This window comes from Yoonia sp. TsM2_T14_4, assembly GCF_049602355.1.
GTDB lineage: Bacteria > Pseudomonadota > Alphaproteobacteria > Rhodobacterales > Rhodobacteraceae > Yoonia > Yoonia vestfoldensis_A.
The window spans coordinates 2653683-2678367 of sequence record NZ_CP187137.1 but is presented as its reverse complement, the minus strand read 5'-3'; the positions used below and the strand labels follow the sequence as shown (position 1 = coordinate 2678367).

Sequence of the window (24685 nt, the reverse complement as noted above, 5' to 3'; positions counted from 1 at the left end):
CAATCCGCCCGACGCATTTGGAGGATAGAATGCAAGAATCCATTTATCTGCCACTTGTTGCGGGATTTGCGCTTTGTGCCAGCGGCACATCTGCGCAGACCCCCGTGCTGCAAGTGATGACATACGACAGTTTCGTCAGCGAATGGGGCCCCGGCCCCGCCATCGCGGCCGCGTTCGAGCAAACTTGCGGATGTGATCTGCAATTCATCGGCACGGGTGACGGTGCTGCCCTGCTCGCGCGTTTGCAATTGGAAGGGCCACGGACCGAGGCTGATATCGTGCTTGGCCTTGATACCAACCTGATCGCCGCCGCGCGGGAAACTGGCCTGTTCGCGCCGCATGGGGTGACCGCCGATCTTGATCTGCCGATCACGTGGGACGATCCCGATTTCCTGCCGTTTGATTGGGGCTATTTCGCTTTTGTCGGCAATGCCGGTGCCGAAGCGCCCATATCACTGCGCACCTTGGCCGATAGCGACATCCGGATCGTCATTCAGGACCCGCGGTCATCCACCCCGGGTCTGGGGCTGCTGATGTGGGTCAAGACGGCCTATCCTGACACCGCCGCCGAGCTGTGGGCCGATCTTGCCGATAATATCGTTACTGTGACGCCGGGCTGGTCCGAAGCTTACGGGTTGTTCCTTGAGGGCGAGGCGGATGCCGTCCTGTCTTACACGACATCCCCTGCCTATCATCTGATCGCGGAAGAGGATGACAGCAAGGTCGCATGGGCGTTTGACGAAGGGCATTACATGCAGGTCGAAGTCGCGGCAAAAGTCGCAGGGACCGACCAGCCTGAACTGGCAGATCAATTCCTTGCCTTCATGGTGTCGGATGCTTTTCAGTCCATCATTCCTGAAACCAACTGGATGTATCCTGCCGTGGTCCCCGAGGGTGGCCTGCCCGCAGGGTTCGAGACGCTGATCACGCCTGCAACCGCCCTACTGCTGTCGCCCGAGGAGGCCGCAGCGATCCGTGACGTGGCGTTGGACGAATGGCGCAACGCGCTGTCGCAATAGCCCCGCGCTGGCCCGGTGCCGCTGCGGCGGCGCTGGTGCTGGTGCTGACCATCGGCACGCTGGCTGCTGTCGGCTGGCGTGCTGCATGGCAGGGCGGGTTGACGCCGGCTGATTGGGCCGCGGTGCGTTTCACCGCGATCCAAGCGCTTGTGTCGGCAGGGCTGAGCGTGCTGCTGGCGATCCCTGTTGCGCGCGCCCTTGCGCGCCGGCAGTTTCGTGGCCGTGCGGCGTTGATCACGCTGATGGGCGCGCCGTTCCTGCTGCCAGTGGTCGTTGCGGTGATCGGCTTGCTGGCCGTGTTCGGACGCGCAGGCGTGATCAACAGCGCCTTGGCATGGCTGGGCCTGCCTGCGATCAGTATCTTTGGCTTTCACGGCGTGGTGCTGGCCCATGTGTTTTTCAACGTGCCGCTGGCAATCCGATTGATCTTGCAAGGGTGGCTGTCGATCCCTGCGGAAAGGTTCCGTCTTGCGGCATCGCTGAACGCGCCCGTCGGGCGGTTGCTGGAATGGCCGATGCTGCGCGCCGTCGTGCCGGGAGTTTTTCTTGTGATCTTTCTGATCTGCCTGACCAGTTTCGCCGTCGCGCTGACGCTGGGTGGCGGGCCGCGTGCCACGACGGTCGAGCTTGCGATCTATCAGGCGTTGCGGTTCGATTTCGATCTGGGCCGTGCGGCGTTGCTTGCTTGCGTGCAATTCGGGCTGTGTGTCATGGCGGCGGCGATTGTCTGGCGGATGTCGTTGGTCGATGCAATGGGCGCGGGGCTGGACCGCACCGTGCAGCGCTGGGACCTACGCTGGCCAGTGCTCGATTACCTGATGATCGCAGTGGTCGCTGTTTTCCTGTTCACCCCGCTGGGCATGGTTGTCTGGCGCGGTGTGCCGGGGTTGGCGTTGTTGCCGGCCGAGGTCTGGGCGGCGGCGGGACGGTCGGTGATCGTGGCTTTGGCCTCTGCCCTGCTTTGCACATCTATGGCGCTGGCGCTCGCTTTGCGCGGCGGGCGTATGGTTGCCATCACCGGCGTGCTGCCCTTGGCTGCATCCGGTCTGGTGGTCGGTACCGGAGCCTTTTTGCTGGTTTATCCTCTCATCAACCCCGCGCGTCTGGCGCTGCCGGTCACAGTTCTGGTGAACGCAGTGCTGGCGCTACCATTCGCGCTGCGTGCCATCGGGCAGGCGGTCGCAGGCGTCGAGCGTGATTTCGCACGCCTCGGAGCCAGCCTAGGCTTGTCGCGCTGGGGCTGGGTGCGCATCGTCGTGTTGCCACGCATCCGCCGCCCCTTGGGGTTTGGCGCGGGTCTTGCGGCGGCCTTGTCGATGGGCGACCTTGGGGTCATCACCCTGTTCGCCGGCGAGGCGCAGCAGACCTTGCCGCTGGCCATGTATCGCCTGATGGGCGCTTACCGGATGGAGGCGGCGGCGGGCGCCGCGCTGGTGTTGCTGGCGCTTAGCCTTGCGGCATTCTGGATCTGTGACCAAGGAGGGCGCGGCAATGCTGATCTGTGAGGCTCTGGTCATTGAGCAGGACGATTTTCGCCTGACCGCCGACGTGACGTTCGACAAAGGCAAGATAATCGCACTGATCGGGCCGTCGGGTGCTGGCAAATCGACCTTGCTTGCGGCATTGGCGGGGTTTCTGGCCCCGGCATCGGGGCGGGTGCTGTGGCGCGATATGGACCTGACACCTGTACCGCCGGGTGCGCGGCCGATCAGCGCAATCTTTCAGGACAACAACCTGTTTCCACATCTGACCATCGCGCAGAATGTGGGTCTTGGGCTGCGCCCGACGTGGCACCTGACTGCGGACGAACGTGGCTGTGTTGAGCGCGCTTTGTCTTCGGTCGGGCTCGCGGGGCTGGGGGCGCGCAAACCGGCGGCCCTGTCAGGTGGTCAGCAAAGCCGTGCCGCATTGGCGCGGGTGTTGCTGGCGGACCGGCCCGTGGTGTTACTGGACGAACCTTTCGCGGCCCTTGGGCCGGGCCTGAAAGACGAAATGCTGGATCTGGTGCAATCGACGCTGGGCGTTGCCGGGCGGACGGTGCTGATGGTCACGCATGACCCCGATGATGCACGGCGCATCGCGGATCAAGCATCCTTGGTCGCTGCTGGCACTGTGTCCGCACCGGTTGAAACGCGGATATTTTTCGAGGCTCCGTCTCCGGCGCTGTCGGCCTATCTGGGCTGAACGAAAAAGGCCCGCCAGGATGGCGGGCCTTTTCATGTTGGATCAAACTGGCTTTATGCCTTTTTGTTCTTGTAAGGCGCCCAAAGCCGCTTGTTGGTCAGATACAGCAGCACCGACAGCAAGGTCAGGAAAATGACGCCGGTCAGACCGGCCTGTTTGCGTGCCATCATCTTTGGCTCGGCGGTCCACATCAGGAAGGCTGCGACATCCATGGCGACTGCTTCCAGCTCGGTCGAGCTGCCATCTTCGAAAGTGACATCATCGCCATAAAGCGGGGGTGACATCGCAATCCAGCTTCCGGGAACAAGATGTTCGCCGTGGTCGCCCTTGCAGCTATCTGGGAACCCACCAGCGGCAAAGGCGATGTTGTAATAGCCATCCATCGGCTCGCCTTCCAGCGCGCATTCTGGCTCATCAACATAGCCGGTCATCAAAGAAGCGATGTATTCCGCGCCCCCCATACCCTGGAACAGCTGTGCCATGCCCGTCCCGTATGGTCCGGAAAAGCCCGCACGCGCCTTGGCCATCAGCGTCAGGTCTGGCGCGTTGGACAGGTTTGATATCGGAAATTTGTCGGCTGGCGTGGCGGGGCGGAAATCGCCTTCGCCGTCAAACAGGGACTGATCGAAGATTTCGTAGAATTCGGCATAGGCGAAAACCTGATCTTCCGGCAGGTGAGGCCCACCTTCGTCACCAAGGTTGCGGAAAGACAGGTATTTCAGGCCGTGGCAGGCGGCGCAGATTTCGGTGTAAACCTGCAGACCGCGCTGCAATTGCATCTGGTCGAACTGGCCGAACGGCCCTTCGAACGGGAAGGCGAAGTCGGTCACTTTGATTTCTGCGCCCGCAGCGGATGCTTGCCCTGATGTCAGGGCAAGCGCTGCTGCTGCGGCGAGTGTGGCGTTACGGAGCATATTCATTGGTCTTCCTCACTCGGCCGGATTGACGACAGGTGCGCTGTCGCTTTTCGGCGCGTAATGCGCGTTGTAGTCATCCTCGATCGTAGCTGGCGGTGTCAGCGGCTTTTCGATGACGCCAAGCAGTGGCAGGATCACGAGGAAATAGGCGAACCAATAGGTCGACGCGACCAAAGAGATCATGTCGTAAGGCGATTCCGCTGGGCGGGCGCCAACCCACATCAGAACGAAGAAATCGACCACCAGCAGCCAGAACCACCACTTGAACATTGGCCGGTACCGGCCAGACCGCACGCTGGATGTGTCCAGCCATGGTGCCAGCGCCATCACTGCGATTGCGCCGAACATCGCCAGAACCCCAAAGAATTTGGCGTCGATGATGCCAAAGCTCAGGAACTGGACGATCTGTACGACCCATACGTCTGCGGTAAAGGCTCGCAGGATCGCGTAGAACGGCAGGAAATACCATTCAGGCACGATATGCGCGGGTGTCGCCAGCGCGTTCGCAGGGATGTAGTTGTCGGGGTGGCCCAGATAGTTTGGCATGAACCCGACGATGGCCACGAACACGGCCAGGATGATCGCCAATGCGAACAGATCCTTGATCACGAAATAAGGCCAGAATGGCAGGGTGTCTTTTGCAGCATCTTCTTTGGATGTGCGGCGGACTTCGACTCCGGTCGGGTTGTTGTTCCCCGTGGTGTGGAACGCCCAGATATGCACGATCGTCAGGCCCAGCAGGATAAACGGCATCAGGTAATGCAGCGAAAAGAAGCGGTTCAGCGCAGGCTGGCCCACAGCGGACGCGCCCAGAAGCCAAGTCTGCACGCCTTCACCGATGAACGGAATAGCGCCGAACAGGCCGGTGATAACGGCAGTACCGTGGAACGACATCTGGCCCCATGGCAGCACATAGCCCATGAACGCAGTGCCCATCATCAGCAGATACATCAACATGCCGATGATCCATGTCACTTCGCGCGGGGCTTTGTATGACCCGTAATACAGCGACCGGAAGATGTGGGCGTAAACAGCAACAAAGAACAAAGATGCGCCGTTCTGGTGGAAATAGCGGATCATATGCCCGCCGTTCACGTCACGCATGATATGTTCGACCGATGCAAAGGCCATGTCGACATGCGGAACATAATGCATCACCAGCACGATCCCGGTGATGATTTGCAGCACCAGCGTGAACACCAGCACGATTCCCCATATCCACATCCAGTTCAGGTTGCGGGGGGTCGGCAGCATCAGCGTGTCATAAAGAAGCCCGACAATTGGGAGCCGGGAATAAAGCCACTTTTCGCCGTTGGACTTTGGTTCGTAATGGTCGTGGGGGATACCAGCCATGGATCGCTCTCCTTAACCGAGTTGAATGGTTGTCTCGTCCACGAAGGACGCGACGGGAATATCGAGGTTGCGTGGCGCAGGTCCGCGACGGATGCGCCCTGCTGTGTCGTAATGCGACCCGTGACATGGGCAGAACCAACCACCGAAATCACCTTGCTCACCCAGCGGCACACAACCGAGGTGGGTGCAGACACCCATCTGGACCAGCCAGACGCCATCTTCGGACAGGGCACGGTTCGCGTCGCTTGCATCCGCTGCCGGATCAAGGTTGGCGTTCTGTGACAGACCATCAGGCAGTGTCGAAAGATCCACGGCATTCGCTTCGGCGATCTCTTCTTCGGTACGCGCGCGAATGAAGACGGGTTTGCCTTGCCAAAGAACCGTCAACTGCGTGCCGGGGTCTACGGCGCTGATATCCACACGGATCGACGCCAGCGCGAGCACGTCCGCAGAGGGGTTCATCTGATTAACTAGCGGCCAGACCGCGGCACCCGTCACGACAACGCCGGCACCGGCGGTGGCATAATAAAGGAAGTCGCGGCGTGTTCCCTGATGTTCTTCAACTTGTGACACTGGGTGCATCTCCGGTTCGTTGGCGGGCAGTCTGCCCATAAATAAAATAGGCCGATGTCGCCATCAGTCCAATTTGCCGCTGTTTAGCCCCGTTCACCACAGGCGTCCAGCGGACATTCGGGCGCAGGGGCAGCCGCGACTAAGCGACTGTGCAAGTAGCGACACAGATGTTCCTGCAGGCAAGCGCGTGGGACAGATAAGTTGAATAACCAACCAGTCTGTAATCAATGCGCATTTTTCCTGCCGATATGCTGAATTTGTGGCCAAGTAGGCACATAATAACAAGATAGACCATATCACTTAATGTTTTATTGCGCGTCTTTCTGGCAGTCTTTAGGGGTACACTCCGACCGACACGCTGGAGATTCGATAATGTTGCGCACCTTTGCACTTTGCTGCGGCCTTCTGGCTTTGCCCACCTTGGCGTCTGCCGAGGTTGAGCTGAGCTTTTATGGCGGCGCGCAATCGGCGCCGGCGTCCGACGTGGTGATTCGCGATGACAGCGTAATACCGGATTCGAATTTCTCGCAAAGCTGGGAAGGCCGGTCCGCCAGCGCGCCAATCTATTATGGTATCCGCGTGACCCGGTGGCAGTCCCCGGTGTTCGGTTTTGGTCTCGATTTAGCCCATAACAAGATTTATCCCAAAGATGATGTCTTGCCGACAGGGTTCAGCGTGCTGGAATTCACCGACGGTTTGAATACGCTCACAGTCAACGCCTATCGTCGCTGGCCCAACATGCTGGGCGATGTCACGCCTTACGTTGGTGGTGGGCTTGGTCTGGCGATCCCGCATGTCGAAGTGACGCACGGCGCCTCTGAAACCTTTGGCTACCAGCTTACCGGTCCTGCGGCGACATGGATTGCGGGTGCAAGATATCCGATCAGCGACCAATGGTCCGTCTTCGGAGAATATAAGGGCACATTCACGTCCAACGTGGGTGAGCTGGATACCGGTGGCAAAATAGAAACCGATGTGTTCACCAATGCGGTGAACCTTGGCGTCAGCTTCAATTTCTAAATATCAGACGGCTGTGGCGGCCATGCTGGCGCGCGTGGTAAAATCCGCGTGCCATTTCGCCAACGCGTCATTGCCCTGCCGCCAGCCACGCGCATCGTGGCGCAGGTCCACATAAGATAGCGCGCAAGCGATCCCGATATGGCCGATGTCCAGCGGGCCTTGCAGATGGCTCATCCAGCGGGTGTTGACATCGGCAATAGTGCGGCTGGCCTTACTCCATTGCGCTTCGACCCAGTCGGATGATTGCTGTGCCTCGGGACGCAGCCGTACTTCGTAGGTCATCAGAACGGCGGCTTCCATGATGGCATCCGCCGTTGCCTCGAGCGTCAGCACCTCCCAGATCCGCGCCTGCGGATACAGCGATCCAGCTGCAAGGTCGTTCAGGAACCGTGTGATCACGCGGCTGTCATAGATGGCAGGGCCGGTGTCGCGCATCAGCGCTGGGATCTTGCCGGTCGGGTTCGCCGCAACGACCGCCGGGTCTGAGGCAAGCGGTGTTGTCGTCACGCTCATTTCTTCTACCTGGTCAACCAGATCAAGCTCGCGCAACGCAACACGGACCTTGCGCACGAAGGGAGAGGCGGGGGACATCAGCAGTTTCATTGCGGTACCTATTTGACAATCACCCAAACAAGACCTGATCCTGCCCGCTTTGCCAAGGTGGATATTTCCGCATCACGCCAGCAAAGCGCACGGAGCTTTTGAAATCTGCGAGCCAGCGCGCCAGATCCGGCATGCCTTGGGTGGCAAACCACGCGAAGTCGATATGCGCGAACTGGCGCACGAAGGGCAGGATCGCCATATCGGCCATGCGCGCTTGCGGTCCGAACAGGTATTCCGACCCACGCAACCGCGCGTCCAGATCGTGCAGAAAATCCAGCGCCTTGCCACGTTCTGTTTGCATGTCCAGATCGGGATAGCGCACGGCATATTTGGTGTGATCAAGGGCTGTCTTGAACGGCCCATCACAATAGGCGATCAGGTCATGCCCGTCCTGTGGCATGGCAAGCCAGTCTTCTGGGTCGTGCTGGCCTAGCGCCCACAGCATGATGTCGCGGCTTTGCGCGATCACGCGGTTGCCGGTGTCGATGACCGGCACGGTGCCTTTGGGGGATGTCTCCAGAAACGCCGCCGGTTTGTCGCGCAGCAGGATTTCACGCAGCTCGACCTGCACGCCGCTGGCATGGATCGCCAGCCTTGCGCGCATGGCGAAAGGACAGCGGCGGAAGGTCCAGAGGATGGGGCGGGATTGCAAAGATTCTATGCCTCAGACCTGATTCAACGATGTCAAATGGTCAGGCGATTGTCGGCAGAACCGGTGATTGTCGCCGTGACGATCCGGCTTTCGGGTTGGTCGGTGGTAAAGGTCACTTCGGTGAATTGTTCGGTCCGGCCCATGCGCGGACTTTCCATCAGGATGTGATGGGTGCGCCCGATCTGGGCAGCCAGATGGCTGCTGACCTGCGCATCGCCTGCGGCCCGCAGGCGGGCGGCGCGGTCCTTGATCGCGGCACCATTCACGGCGGGCATGCGCGCGGCGGGCGTGCCGGGGCGCGCGGAATAGGGAAAGACATGCAGCCATGTCAGGTCGCATTCCCGCACAAGCGCCAGCGAACTGGCGAACATGTCTTCGGTTTCGGTTGGAAAGCCTGCAATGATGTCGGCGCCAAACGTCATGTCAGGGCGCAGGCGGCGCGCGGTTTCACAGAACCGGATCGCATCATCGCGCAGATGGCGTCGTTTCATCCGTTTCAAGATCAGATCGTCACCATGTTGCAGCGACAGGTGCAGATGCGGCATCAGGCGTGGCTCGGTCGCGATGGCGGCCAGCAGGTTGTCGTCTACCTCGATCGAATCAATGGAACTGATCCGCAGGCGTGGCAGGTCTGGCACCAGCTTCAGGATGCGCATCACCAGATCGCCCAGTTTCGGGGCAGAGGGCAGGTCTGCGCCCCAGCTGGTTAGGTCGACACCGGTCAGCACAACCTCGGCATAGCCGCGATCCACCAGCCGTTTGATCTGGTCCACCACCACGCCAGCGGGGACAGAGCGCGAATTGCCCCGCCCGAAGGGAATGATGCAGAACGTGCAGCGATGGTCGCAGCCGTTTTGCACCTGCACATAGGCGCGGCTGCGGGTGCCGAAACCGTCGATCAGATGGCCCGCCGTTTCGGTCACTGACATGATGTCATCGACCTGCACGGGCTCGGTCTGGCCGATCAGGTCGGGCGTCAGGCGCGCCCATGTGGCGGGGTCCATCTTTTCGGTATTGCCGATCACCAGATCGACCTCGGCCATTTTTGCGAAAGTGTCCGGTTCGGTCTGGGCGGCGCAGCCTGTCACGATGATGCGCGCACCCGGATGGTCGCGGCGCAGCTTGCGGATATCCTGCCGCGCCTTGCGCACAGCCTCGGCCGTGACGGCGCAGGTGTTTACGATCACGGCGTCCTGCACGCCTGCCGCTGCGGCAAGCTCTTTCATCGCCTCAGTTTCATAGGCGTTCAGACGACAGCCATGATTCGAAAAGATCGGTGCCTTGGTCATCACAGCCGCCATTGCCCGTCGAACACATAGGCCGTGGTCCCTGTCATCCAGACCCCGTCATCGCGCCAGTCGATTGCAAGATCGCCACCGTCGAGCGTGATTGTCACTTTGCGCCCGGTCAGTCCGCGCCGTGCGGCCGCCACCGCCGTGGCACAAGAGGACGAACCAGAGGCCAGCGTGACCCCGACACCCCGTTCCCAGACACGCATCCGCAGATGGTCGGGCCCGATCAGGCTGGCGAACTGGACATTGGTTCGTTGCGGGAACAGCGGGTGATGTTCGATCAGCGCGCCGCGCATGGCCAGATCAACCGCCTCGGCATCATCGACGAAAAACGTACAATGCGGGTTGCCCATGCCGGTGGCTGTGGGTGATCCGTCGATGGGCAGCTGCAGCGTATCTATTTGTTCGGCCAACGGAATTTCGTGCCAGTCAAGCTGCGGCTGGCCCATGTTGACCGATGTCAGGCCGTGCCCCGCGTCGATAGCCTTCAGCGTGCCACGTTCGGTGGTGATCGTCAGATCGCGCTGTCCGGTCTGGTCCATGACCAGCCGCGCGATGCAGCGCGTCGCATTGCCGCAGGCGGCCGCGGTCGTGCCATCACTGTTCCAGAAGGTCAGATGCAGGTCCGCATCGGGCGTGTCAGAGATCACCGCCAGCTGGTCAAACCCGACGCCCCTGTGCCTGTCGGCAATGGCGCGGGCAAGGGCTGCCGTGACGCGCGGCGTTGTCCCGCGTTCGTCCATGACGACAAAGTCGTTGCCAAGCCCGTGCATCTTGCGAAAGGGCAGAAAGGTCTGATCGGTTTGTGCCATCGTCACGATATAAACAAAGCCCTGACACATATCCAGCCATGAAGGCATTTGGGGGTTGACCGCGATGCAGCAGCTTTCTAAGTAGCGCCCTGTGTGGGCCGGTAGCTCAGTTGGTAGAGCAACTGACTTTTAATCAGTAGGTCTCGGGTTCGGATCCCGACCGGCTCACCAAAATAAAAAGGCCCAGGCAATGCTGCCTGGGCCTTTTGTTTGGTTGTCTTGCAGACTTTTGACGTATTTCGTTTGTCTTCCGATTTTGCGACTTGGTTGTCAAACAAGCAAGCAGCAGAATCTTGACGGTGTTGGATAATTTCAAGGAAACCAATTATCCCTAAAGCGTGATCCTGTACGCAGTGTTTTTCTACGTGCGATATGGCGTTTCCTATCGTGACTTGGAAGAGATCATGGAGGAGCTTGGCTTCAAGGCTTTCCATTCCGCCGACGTAACATTGGCTGGGATCGAGACAGCACATATGATCCGTAAGGGGCAATTCGACATCAACGGGCCCAACACATTCCAGCAGTTCGCGGCGCTCGCAGCATAAATGTGTCCACAGAACGCCGGCCCGCAATCGTTAAAAACTTTGCGACAGAACCTTTTGTTTTTGTCGTGCTGCTCTCGTGCCGGTCGAGATCCACAGCGGGATGATGATCTAGACGACAGATGGCCTGGCGCGGCGGGCCGGTCAGCCTTGGCGATAGGTTGGCAGGATATCCCCCTGTGCCGCCGTCGCCTCATGGACAGCGCGCGCGATGGCGCGGCTGAGGCAGATCGCACCAGCCGCCGCGATGCTGCGAAAGGCGGTTGCATCGACCAACCCATCGCCGCCGGTGGCGACCCCGAACACAAGATCACCATCCAGCGGCGTATGCGCCGGTACAATCGCACGCGCCATGCCGTCATGCGCGGTCACGGCCAGCCGGTGGCATTGCACCTTGCTGAGGGGCGCATCAGTGGCGACGATGGCAATGGTTGTATTTGACCCGCCCGTGGCCTGCATCTGCATCGCCTGTTCTTTCAGGCTGGGCTCAGGGCTGACCAGCCCGCCGCGCGGGTCAGGGCCAGCGCCGCCAAATTCGCCGCCAATCTCGAAGGGTGCCGCCCAGAAATGCCGCCCGCCCGGTGTGGTCACGCTGCCCAGCGCATTGACGACGACCAGCGCGCCGACCGTCGTGCCATCGGGCAGCACCAAGGACGCCGACCCAAGCCCGCCTTTTTGCATCGCCGCCAGCGCGCCTGTGCCAGCGCCTGCCGTGCCAAGCGCGAAATCGGTGCTTGCCGCTTCCAACGCTGCTCGGCCCAGTGCGCGATAGGGGTTTTCATCCCAATCCTTGGCTCCGCCGTTGATCAGATCGAAAATGATCGCGCCCGGTACGATGGGTATCCGCATCGGCCCAATGGCAAAGCCGCGCCCCATCGCGCGCAGCCCGTCCATGACGCCGGAACAGGCATCAAGGCCGAAGGCTGACCCACCCGACAACACCAGCGCGTCGATCTGTTGGACGGTCTTGTCAGGTGCAAGCAGGTCGGTTTCCTTGGTTCCTGGTGCGCCGCCCATCACATGCACGCTGGCGGTGAATGGCGTATCTGCAACCAAAACTGTCGTGCCTGTCTTGATGTGATTGTCTTGCGCATTGCCCACGCGCAGCCCCGCCACATCGGTGATCAGGTTTCTTGGTCCGGGTCTATATGCACCGCCCACCGTCGACCTCCATCGCGATACCTGTGATCATGCTGGCTTCGTCCGAGCACAAAAAACAAGCGGCATTGCCCATATCCTCGGGGGTAGAAAAGCGGCCCAAGGGGATCGTTGCCAGAAACTTGGCGCGGATTTCCGGCGTATCCTCGCCCATGAAGGATTTCAGCAGCGGCGTTTCCCCCGCCACCGGATTGATCGCATTCGCTCGGATGCCAAAGGGCGCAAGTTCCACCGCCATCGTTTTCGTCGCCGTAATCATCCAACCTTTGGAGGCGTTATACCAGTTCAGCCGTGGACGCGGCGACACGCCAGCGGTGGATGCCACGTTCAGGATTGCCCCCGTCCCTCGTTCCTTGAAATGCGGGACAAAGGCGCGGGCGGTCAGATAGACCGATTTCATGTTCACGCGGAACACGCGGTCAAAATCATCCTCTGTCACATCCTCCATCGCCTGCGGCAGATGCGTGATGCCGGCGTTGTTGACCAGAATGTCCAGTGGTCCGGCGGACAGCACGATTTGCGCCATTTCAGACACTGACCCCGCATTCCCCACATCGCAAGTGATCGCTGTGCCGCCCAGTTCCGCCGCGATCTGTTCTGCCGCCGCACCGTTGATATCGGCGCACCAGACCCGTGCGCCTTCGGCTGCGAATTTGCGCGCGATGCCAGCGCCGAACCCTGATCCGGACCCTGTCACCAAAGCTGTCTTGCCTGCCAGTCTCATCCCGTCACCCATGCCATGCGGCCACTGTTTTCAGGGTTGAAAAGCCATAGAGCGCTTCGAACCCCTTTTCGCGGCCATGCCCCGATTTACCGACGCCGCCAAAGGGCAGTTCTACCCCGCCGCCCGCGCCGTAATTGTTGATAAACACCTGCCCTGCATGCAGCGCCTTTGCCAGCCGCATCTGGCGGCCACCATCGCGGGTCCAGATTGATGCGACCAGCCCGAAGGCAGTACCATTGGCGATGGCTAACGCCTCGGCCTCGTCGTCAAACGGGATCAGCACCTGCACGGGGCCGAATATTTCATCCTGCGCCAGCACATGATCGCGCGGCACGTCGGCGAATAACACGGGGGCTATGTAATGGCCCGCCGCATCCGTCACGATCTGGCCCTGCGCCGCGATGGTCAGATCTTCCCCTGCGCGATGAACCCCGTCACGATGTCTTTTTGTCGGGCAGATATCAGCGGGCCAAGGTTCAGGTCATCCAGCGCAGGCCCAACCTTGAGCGCAAGATAAGCCGCAACCATGCGGTCGCGGACCTGATCGTAAACCCCGCGCTGCACCAAAATCCTGCTTGATGCCGAACAGGTCTGGCCCGCGTTCTGGATGCCGGCATTCACCAGAAACGGCAGCGCACGGTCCAGATCTGCATCGTCGAACACGATCTGGGGCGATTTACCGCCCAGCTCCAGCGTGACGGGGATCACGTTTTTCGCTGCGGCCGTCTGTATCGCTGCACCCGTGCGGACGGACCCGGTAAAGGACATGTGCTGCACGCTGGGATGGCTGGCCAGTGCCGCCCCCGCCTCTGCCCCCAGCCCTGTCACAACGTTCAGCGCGCCCGCTGGCAGGCCCGCCGCTTGTGCGATGGCGGCGAATGCCAGTGCGCTCAGGCAGGCATCCTCGGCGGGTTTCAGCACGCAGGCATTGCCCATCGCAAGTGCTGCCCCAACAGACCGCCCGATGATCTGCATCGGATAGTTCCAAGGAATGATATGGCCAGTCACGCCATGCGGCTCACGCAGGGTATAGACGGTGTAGCCGTCCAGATAGGGAATCGTTTCGCCCATGATCTTGTCGGCGGCACCGCCATAGAATTCCATATAGCGGGCCAAAGCCACAGCATCGGCGCGCGCCTGTGTCAGCGGTTTTCCGACATCGCGCGCTTCGAGTTCCGCCAGTGCATCGGTCTGCGCCAGCACGGCTTGCCCGATGCGGGTCAGGATACGACCACGCTCAGTCGCTGTCATCCTTCCCCAGTCTCCGGCGCGGGCGGCATGGGCGGCAGCGACAGCCGCGTCGATATCTGCCGCCGTGCCGCGCGCGATTTGCGTCAGGTTCTGACCTGTCGATGGGTCTGTAATCTGGATCGTGGCTGCGCCACGAATCCAGGACCCACCGATCAGGTGGCTGGCAGGCGGGATATCAAAGGGCGTCAGCGGCATGGGCTAGCTCCGGCAATTGGGGGGCGGCGGCGATGAGGGATTGGGTATAGGGATGTTGTGGATCGGCAAAAACAGTCTCTGTTAAACCCGATTCAACGATTTTTCCGGCCTGCATCACCAGCACGCGGTCAGTGATGCTGCGCACGACGCTCAGGTCATGGCTGATGAACAGATAGGCCAGCGGGCGCTTGCGGCAGATGTCTGCGATCAGATCCAGGACTTGGGCGCGTACCGATACATCGAGCGCTGACACCGCCTCGTCAAAGATAATGAGATCAGGTTCCACGATCAATGCGCGCGCAATGGCAAGGCGCTGGCGCTGCCCGCCGGAAAACTCATGAATGTACCTGTCCGCGGCATCAGTTGGCAGCCCCACATCGGTCAGCGCTTTCGCGATGGCCTTATCGCGCGCTGCCCCTTTGGGCGGGCTTTGCAGCAGATGGAACGGTTCGGTGATCAACCGGTCCACGCGATGACGCGGATTGAAACTGCCGTAGGGGTCCTGAAACACCACCTGCATCTTTCTCCGCAAGGCAAGGTCGCCTTGCAATACTGGCGCACCGTCAAGCGTGATCTGCCCACCTTGAACGGGCTCTAACCCCAAAATCGCCCGTGTCAGTGTCGATTTTCCGCAACCGCTTTCGCCGACAAGCCCCACACGTTCAGCGCGGTTTACGGTCAGCGACACGTTGTCGAGCGCGCGGAAGGTCGGGCGCGGCCCCAACAGGGACACCCGCTTGGTCGGGTAATCGCGCACCACATTGCGTACCGCCAGCAAGGGCGCGTCTTGCTGCACCGCAGGCAGGTCAACCGCATGCGTCGAAGCGGCGAACAATGCGCGCGTATAGGGGTGGCGCATAACGCGCAGCAGGTCGCTGGTCGGGCCTTGCTCTACGATGCGGCCATGCTGCATCACGGCGATCCGGTCGGCGACATCGGCCACCACAGCCAAATCATGGGTGATCAGCAGCAGGCCCATGCCAAATTCATCCACCAGCCCTTGCAGCAGGTCCAGGATGCGCGCTTGCGTCGTGACATCCAGCGCGGTGGTCGGTTCATCTGCGATCAACAGCTTTGGGCGCATCGCAATCGCCATCGCGATCACGACACGCTGCCGCTGTCCGCCGGACAATTCATGCGGATAGCGTGTGGGCGCCACCTTCAGCCCGACACGGTCGAGCATGGTGGCGGCGCGGGCGTGAGCCTCGGCCTTGGTTACTTGTTCATGGACCCTGATCGTTTCGGCCACCTGCGCCCCAATCGTCTGTACGGGGTTCAGCGCCGTCATCGGTTCCTGAAACACCATGCCCATCGCATTGCCGCGCATCCGGCACAGGTCGGGTTCGGGGGTTTGCACGATATCGGTGCCATCCAGCAGGATTTGTCCCTGCAGCTCTGCCCCCTGCGGCAACAGCCCCATAATCGCCAGCGCGGTCATCGACTTGCCCGACCCGCTTTCGCCGGTGATCGCGGTGATCTGGCCCTGTGCCATGTCCAAGTCGATGCCCTGAAGCACAGGCGTGCCGCCAATCTGCAGCGACAGGGTCTTGAGTGACAAAAGGCTCATGTCCGTACCACGCGGATGCGCGGATCAAGCCAGTCGCGCAGCCCGTCACCGAGCAGGTTCAGCCCCAGCACCGTCAACAGGATTGCAAAACCGGGGATCAGGGCCACATGCGGCGCGATACTGACTAAGGTCTGCGCATCGGCCAGCATCCGCCCCCAACTGGCCGTGGGTGGCTGCGCGCCAAGGCCGATATAGGAAAGCGCCGCCTCGGCCAATATCCCAAGGCTGAACTGTATCGTCCCCTGCACGACCATCAGGTTGGCGATATTCGGCAGGATATGTTCCGCTGATATGCGTGCTGCCCCCTTGCCGCTGACGCGGGCGGCAAGGATGAAATCACGCTCCCACAGCGGCAGCGCCGCGCTGCGGGTCAGGCGCGCGAAAACGGGGATGTTGAAAATACCGATGGCGATGATTGCATTGCCTGCAGAGGGGCCGAACACGGCGGTAATCAGGATCGCGATCACCAGCGACGGAAAGGCAAACACCAGATCATTGCCGCGCATGATCACATCATCCAAAAGCGACCCCCGCCGCGCCGCCGCCCACAGCCCCAGCGGCACACCAAGGCCCATCCCGATACCCACCGCGACCAGCGCGACAGCAATCGACGTGCGCGCACCCATCATCACCATCGACAGGATATCGCGGCCAAAATGGTCGGTGCCCAGCAGATGCACGCCACCGGGGGTCAGCAGGCGGTTGGGGATGTCCAGCACCTCGATATCGTAAGGCGTCCAAAGAAACGACAGCGCCGCCAGCCCGGTGAAAAAAGCGGTCAGGCCCGCCCCGATGATCAGGTTGCGCGACATCAGGCGCGCGCCCGCAGGCGGGGATCGACGGCGGCATAGGTCAGATCGACGATGAAATTCACCATGATGACGGTGAAAACCAGCAGCATCACCACGCTTTCCACGACGATCAGATCACGTGCGCTGATCGCCTGAAAGATCAGCCGCCCCAACCCTGGAAGAAAGAACACCTGTTCGATGATAATGGCCCCCGCGAGCAGGAACGAAAACTGCAACCCGATGATCGTCAGCACCGGGATCAGCGCATTGCGCAGCGCGTGCCGCCACAGCGCCTGCCGACGGGTCAGCCCCTTGGCCCGTGCCGTGCGCATGAAATCCTCGCCCAACATATCCAAAAGCGACGACCGCATAACCCGCGTAAGGATCGCCGCCTGCGGCAGGGCCAGCGCGATGGCCGGCAGGGTCAGCGCCTTGATCGCGGCGAACGGATCGGCCCAGCCCGGAAAGCCGCCTGCCGAAAACCAGCGCAGGTTGATGGCAAAGATCAGCACAAGGATCATGGCGAACCAGAAATTCGGAATCGCCACACCCAGTTGCGTCGCCCCCATGATCGCGGTGTCGCCTGCGCCACCCCTGCGGCTGGCGGCATAGATGCCTGCCGGAAAGGCCACCAGCGTGGACAGGGCTAGCGCATAGATGGCCAGCGGCAGCGACACCCAGATCCGGTCCGCAACCAGTGTCGCGACGGGCGTTTTATAGGTCCATGACATTCCGAAATCACCCTGCACCATGCCACCGACCCACGCGGCGTAGCGGGTGACCATCGGCTCATCCAGCCCCATTTCTGCGCGCAAGGCAGCGATCGTGTCAGGCCGCGCGTTCACCCCCAGCATAAAGGCCGCGGGATCGCCGGGAATCACCTCGACCACCGCGAAGATCACGATGGAGGCGACAATCAGGCTGGCTGTCAGCGACGCAAGCCGCCCGAGGGCAAAGCGAATCATGCCCGCTCAATTGCCCCAGGACACGCCCGTCAGATCGACCGCAGCGGTCGGCTGGTTGACCCAAAGCCCTGTGATCTCGGCCCTCGCGACGGTCGCAACACCCAGCTGGAACAGATAGGCGTTAACGTAATCTTCGGAAATGATCGTCTGCGCCTGCGCCAGCAAGGCTGACCGCCCCGCAGGGTCTGTCGTCGCGTTCAATTCGTCCAGCACAGCGCGGAAATCGGCGTTATCGTATTGGAAATAGTAGCCGGGGTTGGCGTAGATGTTGATGTCCATCGGTTCGGTATGGCTGACGATGCTCAGGCCGAAATCCTTGTTGGTGAAGACTTCTTCAATCCACTGCGCCCATTCGAGGTTCGTGATCTCGGTTTCGATCCCCACTGCACGCAGCTGGCTGGCGATGATTTCACCCCCACGACGGGCATAGGACGGCGGCGGCAGTTTCAGCGTCGTGGTGAAACCGTCGGCCAAACCAGCCTCGGCCAGCAGGCTGCGCGACAATTCGGGGTCGAATTGCGAATTGGCCAGCAGGTCGACGTAATCGGGGTTATGCGGTGCGAAATGCGTGCCGATGGGCGTGCCTTGCCCGAACATCGCGCCGTCGATGATCGCCTGACGGTCAATGGCATGGGTGACAGCGCGGCGCACCAGCGGGTTGTCGAAAGGTTCGCGCTGGTTGTTCATGGCAAGGATGGTTTCGCCTTCGGTATTGCCGTTCAGCACCTGAAAGCGCGGGTCAGCCGCGAATTGCGGCAGGTTTTCAGGGGCAGGGAAGCCCACGAAGACATCCACATCCTCGGCCATCATCGCAGCAAAGGCAGCGGTCGGGTCCGAAATAAAGCGGAAGGTCGCGGTTTCCAGCGCGGGGGCGGCCCCCCAATAGCTGTCGTTGCGCGCCAGTTCCAGCCTGTCACCCTGCACCCAATTGGCAAAGGCGAAAGGCCCGGTGCCGATAGGGTTGGTTGCAATCGTGTCGATGCTTTCAGGCGCTACGATCACCGCATCACCCCAGGCCATGTTGAACAGGAACATGCCGTTGGGCTTTGACAGCGTGACCTGCAGTTTCAGCGGGTCGATCACAGTGACATCCGCGATATCCGCGAACAGCGCCTTTTGCGCATTGGTGCTATCCTCGGCCCGCGCGCGGTCAAGGCTGAATTTCACATCCTCGGCGTCCATCGTCGTGCCGTCGTGAAAAGTCACGCCAGCGGCAAGGTTGAACGTATAGGTCAGCCCGTCCTGGGAAATGTCCCAGCTTTGCGCCAGACCGCGAATGATCGCGCCATCAGCATCGAAACGGGTCAACCCCTCGAACACATTGGCATAAAGGACGCTGTCAATCGCCTGCGCCGCCCCGCTGGTCGGGTCAAGGTTTGGCGGCTCCAGCTGGATTGCGACAGTGATGCTGTCCTGCGCCAGCGCACCGGAGGCGCAAAGCACGACGGCGGTGGATGCGGCAAGGCGTTTGAAATGATGCATGATGGCCCCCTGTTTGTTGCTGATAGTGTTCACTGAACCGGGGCGGCAATTCAAGCCCCGGTGGTCGGGGTTCACCCCGACATTCCCCCCAAGATCACAGCCAGCCCACCTGCCATGACCTGCGCGCTGTCGATCATGTCATCGACCCCGATATATTCATCCGGTTTATGGGCCAGTTCCAGCAGACCGGGACCATAGGCGATGCAATTCTTCAGCTTGCCGATCCGGTCGATATGTTTCTGGTCATAAGTGCCGGGGCTGGCCACGAATTGGGCGGGCCTGCCCAGCACTTTTTCAATCTCATCCGCAATCACCTGCACGACGGGCGCTTCGCGGTCAGTCATGCTTGGCAGGACCATATTAATCTCGCGCAGGTCATAGCGGAATTTGTCGCGCTGCGTTTTGAGGTCTTCAAGAAGGGCTGTCACCTCGCCGCGCACATCGTCGATGTTTTCCTCGGCCAGAAAGCGGCGGTCGATCACGATGCGGCAGCTGTCCGGCACGCAATGGGCGGGCAGGCTGGTGTCACCCGTGGCGAATTCAGGCTGGCCGCCGTGGATGGAATTGATGTTCATCGTGGACGACCGCGCGCCATCGGGGACCACTGGCATATCGGTGCGCCGCGCCGCCATGGCGGGGTAAAGCGTGGTCTCGAACGCGGCCAGCACCGCCCCCATGTGCCGCACGGCGCAATCGCCCAGAAACGGCATTGACCCATGGGCGATTTCGCCATGAGTCTCGATCTCGGCCCACCAGCCGCCGCGATGGCCCAGACAAACGCGGTCCTTGTGCAGGGGTTCGGGGATGATCACATGCTGCACGCGGGAAGGATCAAAAAACCCCTGTTCGGCCAGATAGGCAACACCGCCATAACCGCCCGATTCTTCGTCTGCGGTGCCGGAAATCTCGATCGCGCCGGCAAAATCGGGGTGGGTCGCGATGAACGCCTCGGCCGCGATGATGGACGCGGCCAGCCCGCCTTTCATGTCGCAGGCGCCACGACCGTAGATCTTGCCGTCGATCAACGCGCCGCCGAAAGGGTCCTGTGTCCAGCCATGCCCGACCTCGACCACGTCGATATGGCTGTTGAAATGCACACATTCACCCAGCCGTGTACCGTCGCGCCGCGCGACGATGTTCCAGCGGGGGTATGCGTTGCTGTCGCCCGGCGTGCCATGCGCGCGGATCAGTTGCGTCGCGAACCCTGACTTGCGCAGTCGTCGGTCCAGATAGTCGCAGATGTCACGGTACAATGCGCCGGGCGGGTTCAGCGTGGGGATGCGGATCAGGTCTTGGGTCAGCGCGATCAGATCCTCGCGCCGGTCAGTGATGGCATCCATCAGGGGAATGTGGTCGGTCATGTGTAAACTATCCGTCAAGCCCTGCGCGCGCGCAAGAGGTCAGATGATCTGCCGTGGGTTGATTTGTTGTTGTAGCATCGCCGCCAGAAACCCTGTGGTGATAATCTGCACACCCAGCGATGCGGCGACCACGGCAAGGGCTGCAGGCCGCACGATGCGGCGCGCGTCCAGATCACCAAAACCTGTCGCCCCCCAGCTGAACACGCCCGACAGGGTCGCGATGACCGCGACCAGCAACAAAACGCCGCCCGCAATACAGGCGTTGTCAACGGACAGGCGGGATTTGAACCGCTCAAACCGATCCGAACTGGGCAAAAGCGCGAAACGCACGGCAAAAATCCGCGACAGCGCGTAAAAGCAGATCATCTGAAAGCCCGTCAGGATCAGCGCGGCGGTCAGGATGAGCGTTGCCACATCGAAACTGACGGCCCCGATGATCACAGGGCCGAACAGTAGCGCCAGAAAACCGGCACCACCCAGCCCGAACAGGATCAGACCCGGGTAATAGAATAGCCAATAGGGCGCGAAGGTCATCAGCAGCTTCAGATGCAGCCAGCCATCGCGCCAGCTGCGCAGATGCGGCGGGCGCGACCGACCATCGGGTTGCAGCGTCGTTGGCACCTCGCGGATGTCCAGACCCGACAAGGTGGCCTTGATCACCATTTCAGACGCGAATTCCATGCCGGGCGTGTTCAGATGCAGGCCAAGGATAGCGTCACGGTTGAACCCGCGCAGCCCGCAATGGAAATCGCCGACCGGTGTGCGGTAAAAGATCCGCCCCAAAGTGGACAGCACCGGGTTGCCAAGATAGCGGTGCAGGGGCGGCATGGCCTTGGGCGCGATCCCGCCGCGAAAACGGTTGCCCATCACCAGATCGGCCCCGTCGCGCAATTGCGCGACGAAAGGATCAAGATTGGCAAAATCATAGCTGTCGTCGCTGTCGCCCATGATCACGAACCGGCCCTTGGCGTCCGCAATGCCCGCGATCAGCGCCGCACCATACCCTTTGACAGGCACAGCGATGACGCGCGCGCCAAGGCGGCGGGCGATGTCCTGACTGCCATCATTTGACCCGTTATCCGCAATCAGGACCTCGCCAGCGATGCCCGCGCGGTCAAGATAGCCTTTGGCCTTGCGAATGCAGGTTTCCAGCGTTTCCGCTTCGTTCAGGCAGGGCATCAGAATGGTCAGCTCGGTCATCAAGGCGCCCCGGTCCTGCGGCATCATCTGGCCGGTTTGCCCGGTCCTCTCCAGCGGTACGACAACCAGTGGCTGTTAGGCAACAACCATGACGTGCAAAAATGTTTGCGCTGGCGGGCTATGTTGCCAAATGGTCACCTGTGCTAGCCACCCTGGATCATTGAAGAAAGACAGGACCGATGCGCGACACGCATGCCCTGACCCCTGTTCGGGTCGATCGCTTTGCTGCGACGCTGGTGGCTGCGATCGTTCTGGTCGTGCTGCGCGCCGTGCTGGACGGGCGCGCCATGCATGACAATTTCGCGACCATGGATAATGACGACATCCTGCGGCTCGTGATGGTGCGCGATTTCATCGCGGGGCAGGGCTGGTTCGACATGACGCAATACCGGATGTTGCCACCCCAAGGCGTGGTAATGCATTGGTCGCGCTATATTGACGCCGGTATCGCCGCGATCATCGTGCCGCTGTCATGGCTGCTGCCGATGGCGATGGCCGAGCAGTTGGCGGTAACGATCTGGCCGACCGCGATCCTTGGTCTGACGGTGCTGGTCATCGGCTATGGCACGCGGCGTGTTTTTGGGGCCTCGTCTGCCTGTTTCGCACTGGCGATCACGGTCATCTGGCCCACGACGGGGCAATTGCATGCAGGTGCCGGCAATATCGACCACCACAATGTCCAGATGCTGATGATGACAATTGTCGCCTTTGCGCTGATCTGGCCTGCGCGTCCCGTGATCGCGGGCTTGATTGGGGGCGTTGCTGCCGCTTTTTCACTGGCGGTCGGGCTAGAGGCCCTGCCTTTTATCGTTGTCGCAGGCACGGTGGCACTAGGCCGTCATCTGCTGGACATGTCATCTGAAAGCCGGGCCTTTCTGGTAGCATTCTGTCTGGCGCTGGCCGTAGCGGCCCTGCTGTTCTGGCTGGGTCAGACCGCCGCTGACCTGCGCGCCATCGGCCATTGCGACAGGCTGAGCCTGCCTGCCTTGGCGCTGATCGCCATCTGCGTCATCGCAAGCCTGCTGGCGGCTTGGATCACCCGCTTTGGCGCCTTGGCGGGTGTTGGTGGTGCGGTGTTGGTCACTGTCGCGGGCTGCATGCTGATCTGGCCGGTTCTGGCTCCTTGTCTGGACGGACCTTATGGCACTTTGCCCGACGAACTGCAGGTTTTCATCGCAACCCGCATCAACGAGGCTTTGCCTCTGCACCTTTTTATCCGTGACAGCCCTGCGGGTTTTGTCGTTTTCACCTTGCCGATCATCGTGGTTGCGGGCGCTGGCGGGGTCATGCTGTGGCGCGGGGCTGCGCCGCGCATGGCTTTGACGGTGCTTTGGGTGCTGTGTCTGTTGGGGCTGGTCATGCTGTTCTATCAGATGCGCACGGTGGTGATGGCCGCCGCTGTCGTCCCTATGCTGGGCGGTGTAGTGATCGCGCGCGCGCTGGATGTCTATCTGCAAACGCGCGCGCCCAAGGCGGCCGCGATCTGGCTGGCGCTGGCCACGACGATCATCGCGCCCACGCTGATTGCGCAACAGGTCACAGCGCTGACGCCGAACGATGACGCGCCCGGTTCTGCGCTGACAGCGGCCTGTCGGGGGTATGATGCCTTGGTTGGTTTGAACGCCCTGCCGCCAGCGGTGTTTATCACGCCGATGAACCTTGGCCCTGCGCTGCTGTGGGCCACGCATCATGATGTGGTGTCGGCGGGGTATCATGTTGATCCGGTGATCCTGATGAATGCGATCCGGCCCTATCACCTGCCCGAAAATGACATGGCGGCGTTTCTGCGCCAGTCCGGCGCCTCACTGGTCCTGATCTGCAGGGGTGCGACCTATTACAGCGATTTTGCCACAGAGTTGGCAGCCGGTGCGCAGGTGGACTGGCTGCGCCCGGTGCCGGTGCCTGCCGAAGCACTGCTGGTGTTCGAGATTTTGCCGCAATGATGGCCTTTGTGCGATTCTTACTGGTTGGTGCCAGTTTCAGCCTTGGCTATGCGGTGATCACTGCCGGATTGATCAGGTTCGCGGCAGCACCGCCGCTGCCGACCTCTGTCGTCGTTTATCTGTTGTGCATTCCCGCTGCATTCTGGGCGCAACGCGACATCGCGTTTCGCGCGAAACGTCAGGCCAAGGGCGCGATCTGGATTTATAGCGCCACGCAGATTTGTAGTCTGGCGGTCGTATCCGCTATCACCACGCGTTTTGTCACGCGGGTGTTTTGGCAGGATATACTGTTGTTTTTGACAACAGCGAGCGTGGCGGCGGTGGCAAGTTTTCTGATCTGTCGCTACATCGTGTTCAGGACGCAGGCACCAGACGGGCGATGAAATGCAGCTGGCGGCCAAAGACCCAGGACGCGGGGGCCGGATAAAGCGGGACCGCGCTGTCAAAGACATCGGTGGCAAGCCCCGCCTGCGCAAACCAGCGGTCCCAATCGGCGCGCGACGCATAATTATAGGGCAGCACAACGCCATGCGGCGCGTTGCCGACCCAATCCATCAGTCGCAAGGTGGCGTGGTCGAACGCGTTTTCGCTTAGATGATCCTTGATGATGACAGCACGCCGCGCGACGCGGGCGGCCTGCGAAATCAGGTGTTGCGGGTCATCGGTATGGTGCAGCACATCGACAAAGGTCACGACATCGACGCTGTTGTCGTCGAACGGGATTGTGGTGCCATCGAATAGCGTGACGGGGATATGGGTCTTGTCGCGCAGCATGATGTCGATGCCCTGCACCTGCGTGCCTGCCTGTTCTTCGCCGATCATCCGGGCGATTTGCCCGTCGCCGGTGCCGACATCCAGCATCTGTGCGCCTGCGGGAACCAACGCGCCAATCTGATCCACCAACACCCGCACGCGACGGTTGAAAACCAGTCTTTCGTGGGCCTGACCCAAAGTCTTTTTGAACATCATTCGAATATATCCCACAGGTTGTGTGAACATTGGGTCAGATTCGTGCCGCCGTAAAGATTGCGCCTTGAAACGCATAATCCGCGTTGCAATTTCGCCCATTCCTTCGTTTACC

22 protein-coding genes, 1 tRNA gene and 3 pseudogenes are annotated in these 24685 nt (G+C 61.1%); 9 read left to right on the top strand and 17 right to left on the bottom strand.

What is annotated here, in order from left to right:
* Window positions 1-29 precede the first annotated feature (29 nt).
* Genes thiB through ACPF9B_RS13320 form a run of 3 tightly spaced genes read left to right on the top strand, consistent with a single transcriptional unit; the run spans window position 30 to window position 3203 of the window.
* Window positions 30-1019, top strand: coding sequence for a thiamine ABC transporter substrate binding subunit (thiB, locus tag ACPF9B_RS13330; RefSeq protein WP_424177970.1), 990 nt, complete (start codon window positions 30-32; stop codon window positions 1017-1019).
* Window positions 995-2524 carry a thiamine/thiamine pyrophosphate ABC transporter permease ThiP gene (locus tag ACPF9B_RS13325; protein WP_424177968.1) on the top strand — a complete coding sequence of 510 codons (1530 nt, stop codon included), beginning with the start codon at window positions 995-997 and terminating at the stop codon, window positions 2522-2524. Before thiB ends, ACPF9B_RS13325 begins: the two co-directional genes overlap by 25 nt.
* The gene (locus ACPF9B_RS13320) at window positions 2511-3203 is read left to right on the top strand and encodes an ATP-binding cassette domain-containing protein (protein ID WP_424177966.1); all 693 of its coding nucleotides are present in this window, start codon (window positions 2511-2513) and stop codon (window positions 3201-3203) included. Before ACPF9B_RS13325 ends, ACPF9B_RS13320 begins: the two co-directional genes overlap by 14 nt.
* 53 nt (window positions 3204-3256) lie before the next feature.
* Here ACPF9B_RS13320 and ACPF9B_RS13315 read toward each other — a convergent pair whose 3' ends face one another.
* The 3 genes from ACPF9B_RS13315 to petA are packed head-to-tail and all read right to left on the bottom strand — an operon-like array spanning window position 3257 to window position 6046.
* A complete protein-coding gene (locus tag ACPF9B_RS13315; RefSeq protein WP_424177964.1) occupies window positions 3257-4123 on the bottom strand; it encodes a cytochrome c1 in 867 nt (288 codons plus the stop codon).
* A gap of 9 nt (window positions 4124-4132) precedes the next feature.
* A complete protein-coding gene (locus ACPF9B_RS13310; RefSeq protein ID WP_007206377.1) occupies window positions 4133-5473 on the bottom strand; it encodes a cytochrome b in 1341 nt (446 codons plus the stop codon).
* 12 nt (window positions 5474-5485) lie between these two features.
* Window positions 5486-6046 carry a ubiquinol-cytochrome c reductase iron-sulfur subunit gene (gene petA / locus ACPF9B_RS13305; RefSeq protein ID WP_424177962.1) on the bottom strand — a complete coding sequence of 187 codons (561 nt, stop codon included), beginning with the start codon at window positions 6044-6046 and terminating at the stop codon, window positions 5486-5488.
* Between the two features lie 372 nt (window positions 6047-6418).
* On the opposite strand from petA, the gene ACPF9B_RS13300 reads away from it, so the two are divergent.
* Entirely contained in the window at window positions 6419-7066 is a 648-nt protein-coding gene (locus tag ACPF9B_RS13300) for an outer membrane protein (protein WP_007206379.1), read from the top strand.
* Window positions 7067-7069: 3 nt separating this feature from the next.
* Here the strand turns inward: ACPF9B_RS13300 and ACPF9B_RS13295 are convergent, their stop codons facing one another.
* From ACPF9B_RS13295 to dapF, 4 genes are all read right to left on the bottom strand, one after another.
* Window positions 7070-7669 carry a glutathione S-transferase gene (locus tag ACPF9B_RS13295; RefSeq protein ID WP_007206380.1) on the bottom strand — a complete coding sequence of 200 codons (600 nt, stop codon included), beginning with the start codon at window positions 7667-7669 and terminating at the stop codon, window positions 7070-7072.
* Window positions 7670-7688: 19 nt separating this feature from the next.
* Window positions 7689-8273: a glutathione S-transferase gene (locus ACPF9B_RS13290; RefSeq protein ID WP_007206381.1), complete on the bottom strand. Its 585-nt coding sequence runs from the start codon at window positions 8271-8273 to the stop codon at window positions 7689-7691.
* 80 nt (window positions 8274-8353) lie between these two features.
* A complete protein-coding gene (gene mtaB, locus ACPF9B_RS13285; RefSeq protein WP_424177959.1) occupies window positions 8354-9622 on the bottom strand; it encodes a tRNA (N(6)-L-threonylcarbamoyladenosine(37)-C(2))-methylthiotransferase MtaB in 1269 nt (422 codons plus the stop codon).
* Window positions 9610-10425: a diaminopimelate epimerase gene (gene dapF, locus ACPF9B_RS13280; protein WP_424177957.1), complete on the bottom strand. Its 816-nt coding sequence runs from the start codon at window positions 10423-10425 to the stop codon at window positions 9610-9612. Before dapF ends, mtaB begins: the two co-directional genes overlap by 13 nt.
* 95 nt (window positions 10426-10520) lie before the next feature.
* On the opposite strand from dapF, the gene ACPF9B_RS13275 reads away from it, so the two are divergent.
* From ACPF9B_RS13275 to ACPF9B_RS13265, 3 genes and pseudogenes are all read left to right on the top strand, one after another.
* Window positions 10521-10596: transfer RNA gene (locus tag ACPF9B_RS13275), tRNA-Lys, on the top strand.
* 167 nt (window positions 10597-10763) lie between these two features.
* Window positions 10764-10862: pseudogene (locus ACPF9B_RS13270) on the top strand (IS6 family transposase); the annotation flags it as partial.
* Window positions 10839-10970: pseudogene (locus tag ACPF9B_RS13265) on the top strand (IS6 family transposase); the annotation flags it as partial. The pseudogenes ACPF9B_RS13270 and ACPF9B_RS13265, both read left to right, overlap by 24 nt.
* A gap of 141 nt (window positions 10971-11111) precedes the next feature.
* Here ACPF9B_RS13265 and ACPF9B_RS13260 read toward each other — a convergent pair.
* The 9 genes and pseudogenes from ACPF9B_RS13260 to ACPF9B_RS13220 all read right to left on the bottom strand — a co-directional run bounded on the left by ACPF9B_RS13260 (window position 11112) and on the right by ACPF9B_RS13220 (window position 21661).
* Window positions 11112-12128 (bottom strand): P1 family peptidase, encoded by a 1017-nt coding sequence (locus ACPF9B_RS13260; protein WP_424177955.1) that lies wholly within the window; start codon window positions 12126-12128, stop codon window positions 11112-11114.
* Window positions 12112-12849 (bottom strand): SDR family oxidoreductase, encoded by a 738-nt coding sequence (locus ACPF9B_RS13255; RefSeq protein ID WP_424180433.1) that lies wholly within the window; start codon window positions 12847-12849, stop codon window positions 12112-12114. The genes ACPF9B_RS13260 and ACPF9B_RS13255 overlap by 17 nt, the downstream gene beginning before the upstream one ends.
* 4 nt (window positions 12850-12853) lie before the next feature.
* Window positions 12854-14295: pseudogene (locus tag ACPF9B_RS13250) on the bottom strand (aldehyde dehydrogenase family protein).
* Window positions 14276-15862, bottom strand: coding sequence for an ABC transporter ATP-binding protein (locus ACPF9B_RS13245; RefSeq protein WP_424177953.1), 1587 nt, complete (start codon window positions 15860-15862; stop codon window positions 14276-14278). Before ACPF9B_RS13245 ends, ACPF9B_RS13250 begins: the two are co-directional and overlap by 20 nt.
* Window positions 15859-16674: an ABC transporter permease gene (locus ACPF9B_RS13240; protein ID WP_007206389.1), complete on the bottom strand. Its 816-nt coding sequence runs from the start codon at window positions 16672-16674 to the stop codon at window positions 15859-15861. The genes ACPF9B_RS13245 and ACPF9B_RS13240 overlap by 4 nt, the downstream gene beginning before the upstream one ends.
* Window positions 16674-17618 (bottom strand): ABC transporter permease, encoded by a 945-nt coding sequence (locus ACPF9B_RS13235; RefSeq protein ID WP_424177951.1) that lies wholly within the window; start codon window positions 17616-17618, stop codon window positions 16674-16676. The genes ACPF9B_RS13240 and ACPF9B_RS13235 overlap by 1 nt, the downstream gene beginning before the upstream one ends.
* A gap of 6 nt (window positions 17619-17624) precedes the next feature.
* Window positions 17625-19100, bottom strand: a complete 1476-nt coding sequence (locus tag ACPF9B_RS13230) for an ABC transporter substrate-binding protein (protein ID WP_424177949.1) — start codon at window positions 19098-19100, stop codon at window positions 17625-17627.
* Window positions 19101-19171: 71 nt separating this feature from the next.
* Entirely contained in the window at window positions 19172-20461 is a 1290-nt protein-coding gene (locus ACPF9B_RS13225; protein WP_424177947.1) for an acetylornithine deacetylase/succinyl-diaminopimelate desuccinylase family protein, read from the bottom strand.
* Window positions 20462-20500: 39 nt separating this feature from the next.
* A complete protein-coding gene (locus tag ACPF9B_RS13220) occupies window positions 20501-21661 on the bottom strand; it encodes a glycosyltransferase family 2 protein (RefSeq protein WP_424177945.1) in 1161 nt (386 codons plus the stop codon).
* Between the two features lie 179 nt (window positions 21662-21840).
* Here ACPF9B_RS13220 and ACPF9B_RS13215 point away from each other — a divergent pair, with 179 nt between their 5' ends.
* Together ACPF9B_RS13215 and ACPF9B_RS13210 are read left to right on the top strand one after the other, a co-directional pair.
* Entirely contained in the window at window positions 21841-23604 is a 1764-nt protein-coding gene (locus ACPF9B_RS13215; RefSeq protein WP_424177943.1) for a hypothetical protein, read from the top strand.
* Window positions 23604-23987 (top strand): GtrA family protein, encoded by a 384-nt coding sequence (locus ACPF9B_RS13210; RefSeq protein ID WP_424180431.1) that lies wholly within the window; start codon window positions 23604-23606, stop codon window positions 23985-23987. Before ACPF9B_RS13215 ends, ACPF9B_RS13210 begins: the two co-directional genes overlap by 1 nt.
* Here the strand turns inward: ACPF9B_RS13210 and ACPF9B_RS13205 are convergent.
* Window positions 23959-24573 carry a class I SAM-dependent methyltransferase gene (locus ACPF9B_RS13205; RefSeq protein WP_424177941.1) on the bottom strand — a complete coding sequence of 205 codons (615 nt, stop codon included), beginning with the start codon at window positions 24571-24573 and terminating at the stop codon, window positions 23959-23961. The two genes, ACPF9B_RS13210 and ACPF9B_RS13205, sit on opposite strands and share 29 nt — an antisense overlap.
* Window positions 24574-24685: the final 112 nt, after the last annotated feature.

Excerpts from the sequence above, each read along its gene's own strand:
- thiB (WP_424177970.1), top strand. The coding sequence starts at position 30 with ATGCAAGAATCCATTTATCTGCCACTTGTTGCGGGATTTGCGCTTTGT.
- ACPF9B_RS13325 (WP_424177968.1), top strand. The coding sequence starts at position 995 with ATGGCGCAACGCGCTGTCGCAATAGCCCCGCGCTGGCCCGGTGCCGCT.
- ACPF9B_RS13320 (WP_424177966.1), top strand. The coding sequence starts at position 2,511 with ATGCTGATCTGTGAGGCTCTGGTCATTGAGCAGGACGATTTTCGCCTG.
- ACPF9B_RS13315 (WP_424177964.1), bottom strand. The coding sequence starts at position 4,123 with ATGAATATGCTCCGTAACGCCACACTCGCCGCAGCAGCAGCGCTTGCC.
- ACPF9B_RS13310 (WP_007206377.1), bottom strand. The coding sequence starts at position 5,473 with ATGGCTGGTATCCCCCACGACCATTACGAACCAAAGTCCAACGGCGAA.
- ACPF9B_RS13300 (WP_007206379.1), top strand. The coding sequence starts at position 6,419 with ATGTTGCGCACCTTTGCACTTTGCTGCGGCCTTCTGGCTTTGCCCACC.
- ACPF9B_RS13295 (WP_007206380.1), bottom strand. The coding sequence starts at position 7,669 with ATGAAACTGCTGATGTCCCCCGCCTCTCCCTTCGTGCGCAAGGTCCGT.
- ACPF9B_RS13290 (WP_007206381.1), bottom strand. The coding sequence starts at position 8,273 with ATGCGCGCAAGGCTGGCGATCCATGCCAGCGGCGTGCAGGTCGAGCTG.
- mtaB (WP_424177959.1), bottom strand. The coding sequence starts at position 9,622 with ATGGCGGCTGTGATGACCAAGGCACCGATCTTTTCGAATCATGGCTGT.
- dapF (WP_424177957.1), bottom strand. The coding sequence starts at position 10,425 with ATGGCACAAACCGATCAGACCTTTCTGCCCTTTCGCAAGATGCACGGG.
- ACPF9B_RS13255 (WP_424180433.1), bottom strand. The coding sequence starts at position 12,849 with ATGAGACTGGCAGGCAAGACAGCTTTGGTGACAGGGTCCGGATCAGGG.
- ACPF9B_RS13245 (WP_424177953.1), bottom strand. The coding sequence starts at position 15,862 with ATGAGCCTTTTGTCACTCAAGACCCTGTCGCTGCAGATTGGCGGCACG.
- ACPF9B_RS13240 (WP_007206389.1), bottom strand. The coding sequence starts at position 16,674 with ATGTCGCGCAACCTGATCATCGGGGCGGGCCTGACCGCTTTTTTCACC.
- ACPF9B_RS13235 (WP_424177951.1), bottom strand. The coding sequence starts at position 17,618 with ATGATTCGCTTTGCCCTCGGGCGGCTTGCGTCGCTGACAGCCAGCCTG.
- ACPF9B_RS13230 (WP_424177949.1), bottom strand. The coding sequence starts at position 19,100 with ATGCATCATTTCAAACGCCTTGCCGCATCCACCGCCGTCGTGCTTTGC.
- ACPF9B_RS13225 (WP_424177947.1), bottom strand. The coding sequence starts at position 20,461 with ATGACCGACCACATTCCCCTGATGGATGCCATCACTGACCGGCGCGAG.
- ACPF9B_RS13220 (WP_424177945.1), bottom strand. The coding sequence starts at position 21,661 with ATGACCGAGCTGACCATTCTGATGCCCTGCCTGAACGAAGCGGAAACG.
- ACPF9B_RS13215 (WP_424177943.1), top strand. The coding sequence starts at position 21,841 with ATGCGCGACACGCATGCCCTGACCCCTGTTCGGGTCGATCGCTTTGCT.
- ACPF9B_RS13210 (WP_424180431.1), top strand. The coding sequence starts at position 23,604 with ATGGCCTTTGTGCGATTCTTACTGGTTGGTGCCAGTTTCAGCCTTGGC.
- ACPF9B_RS13205 (WP_424177941.1), bottom strand. The coding sequence starts at position 24,573 with ATGATGTTCAAAAAGACTTTGGGTCAGGCCCACGAAAGACTGGTTTTC.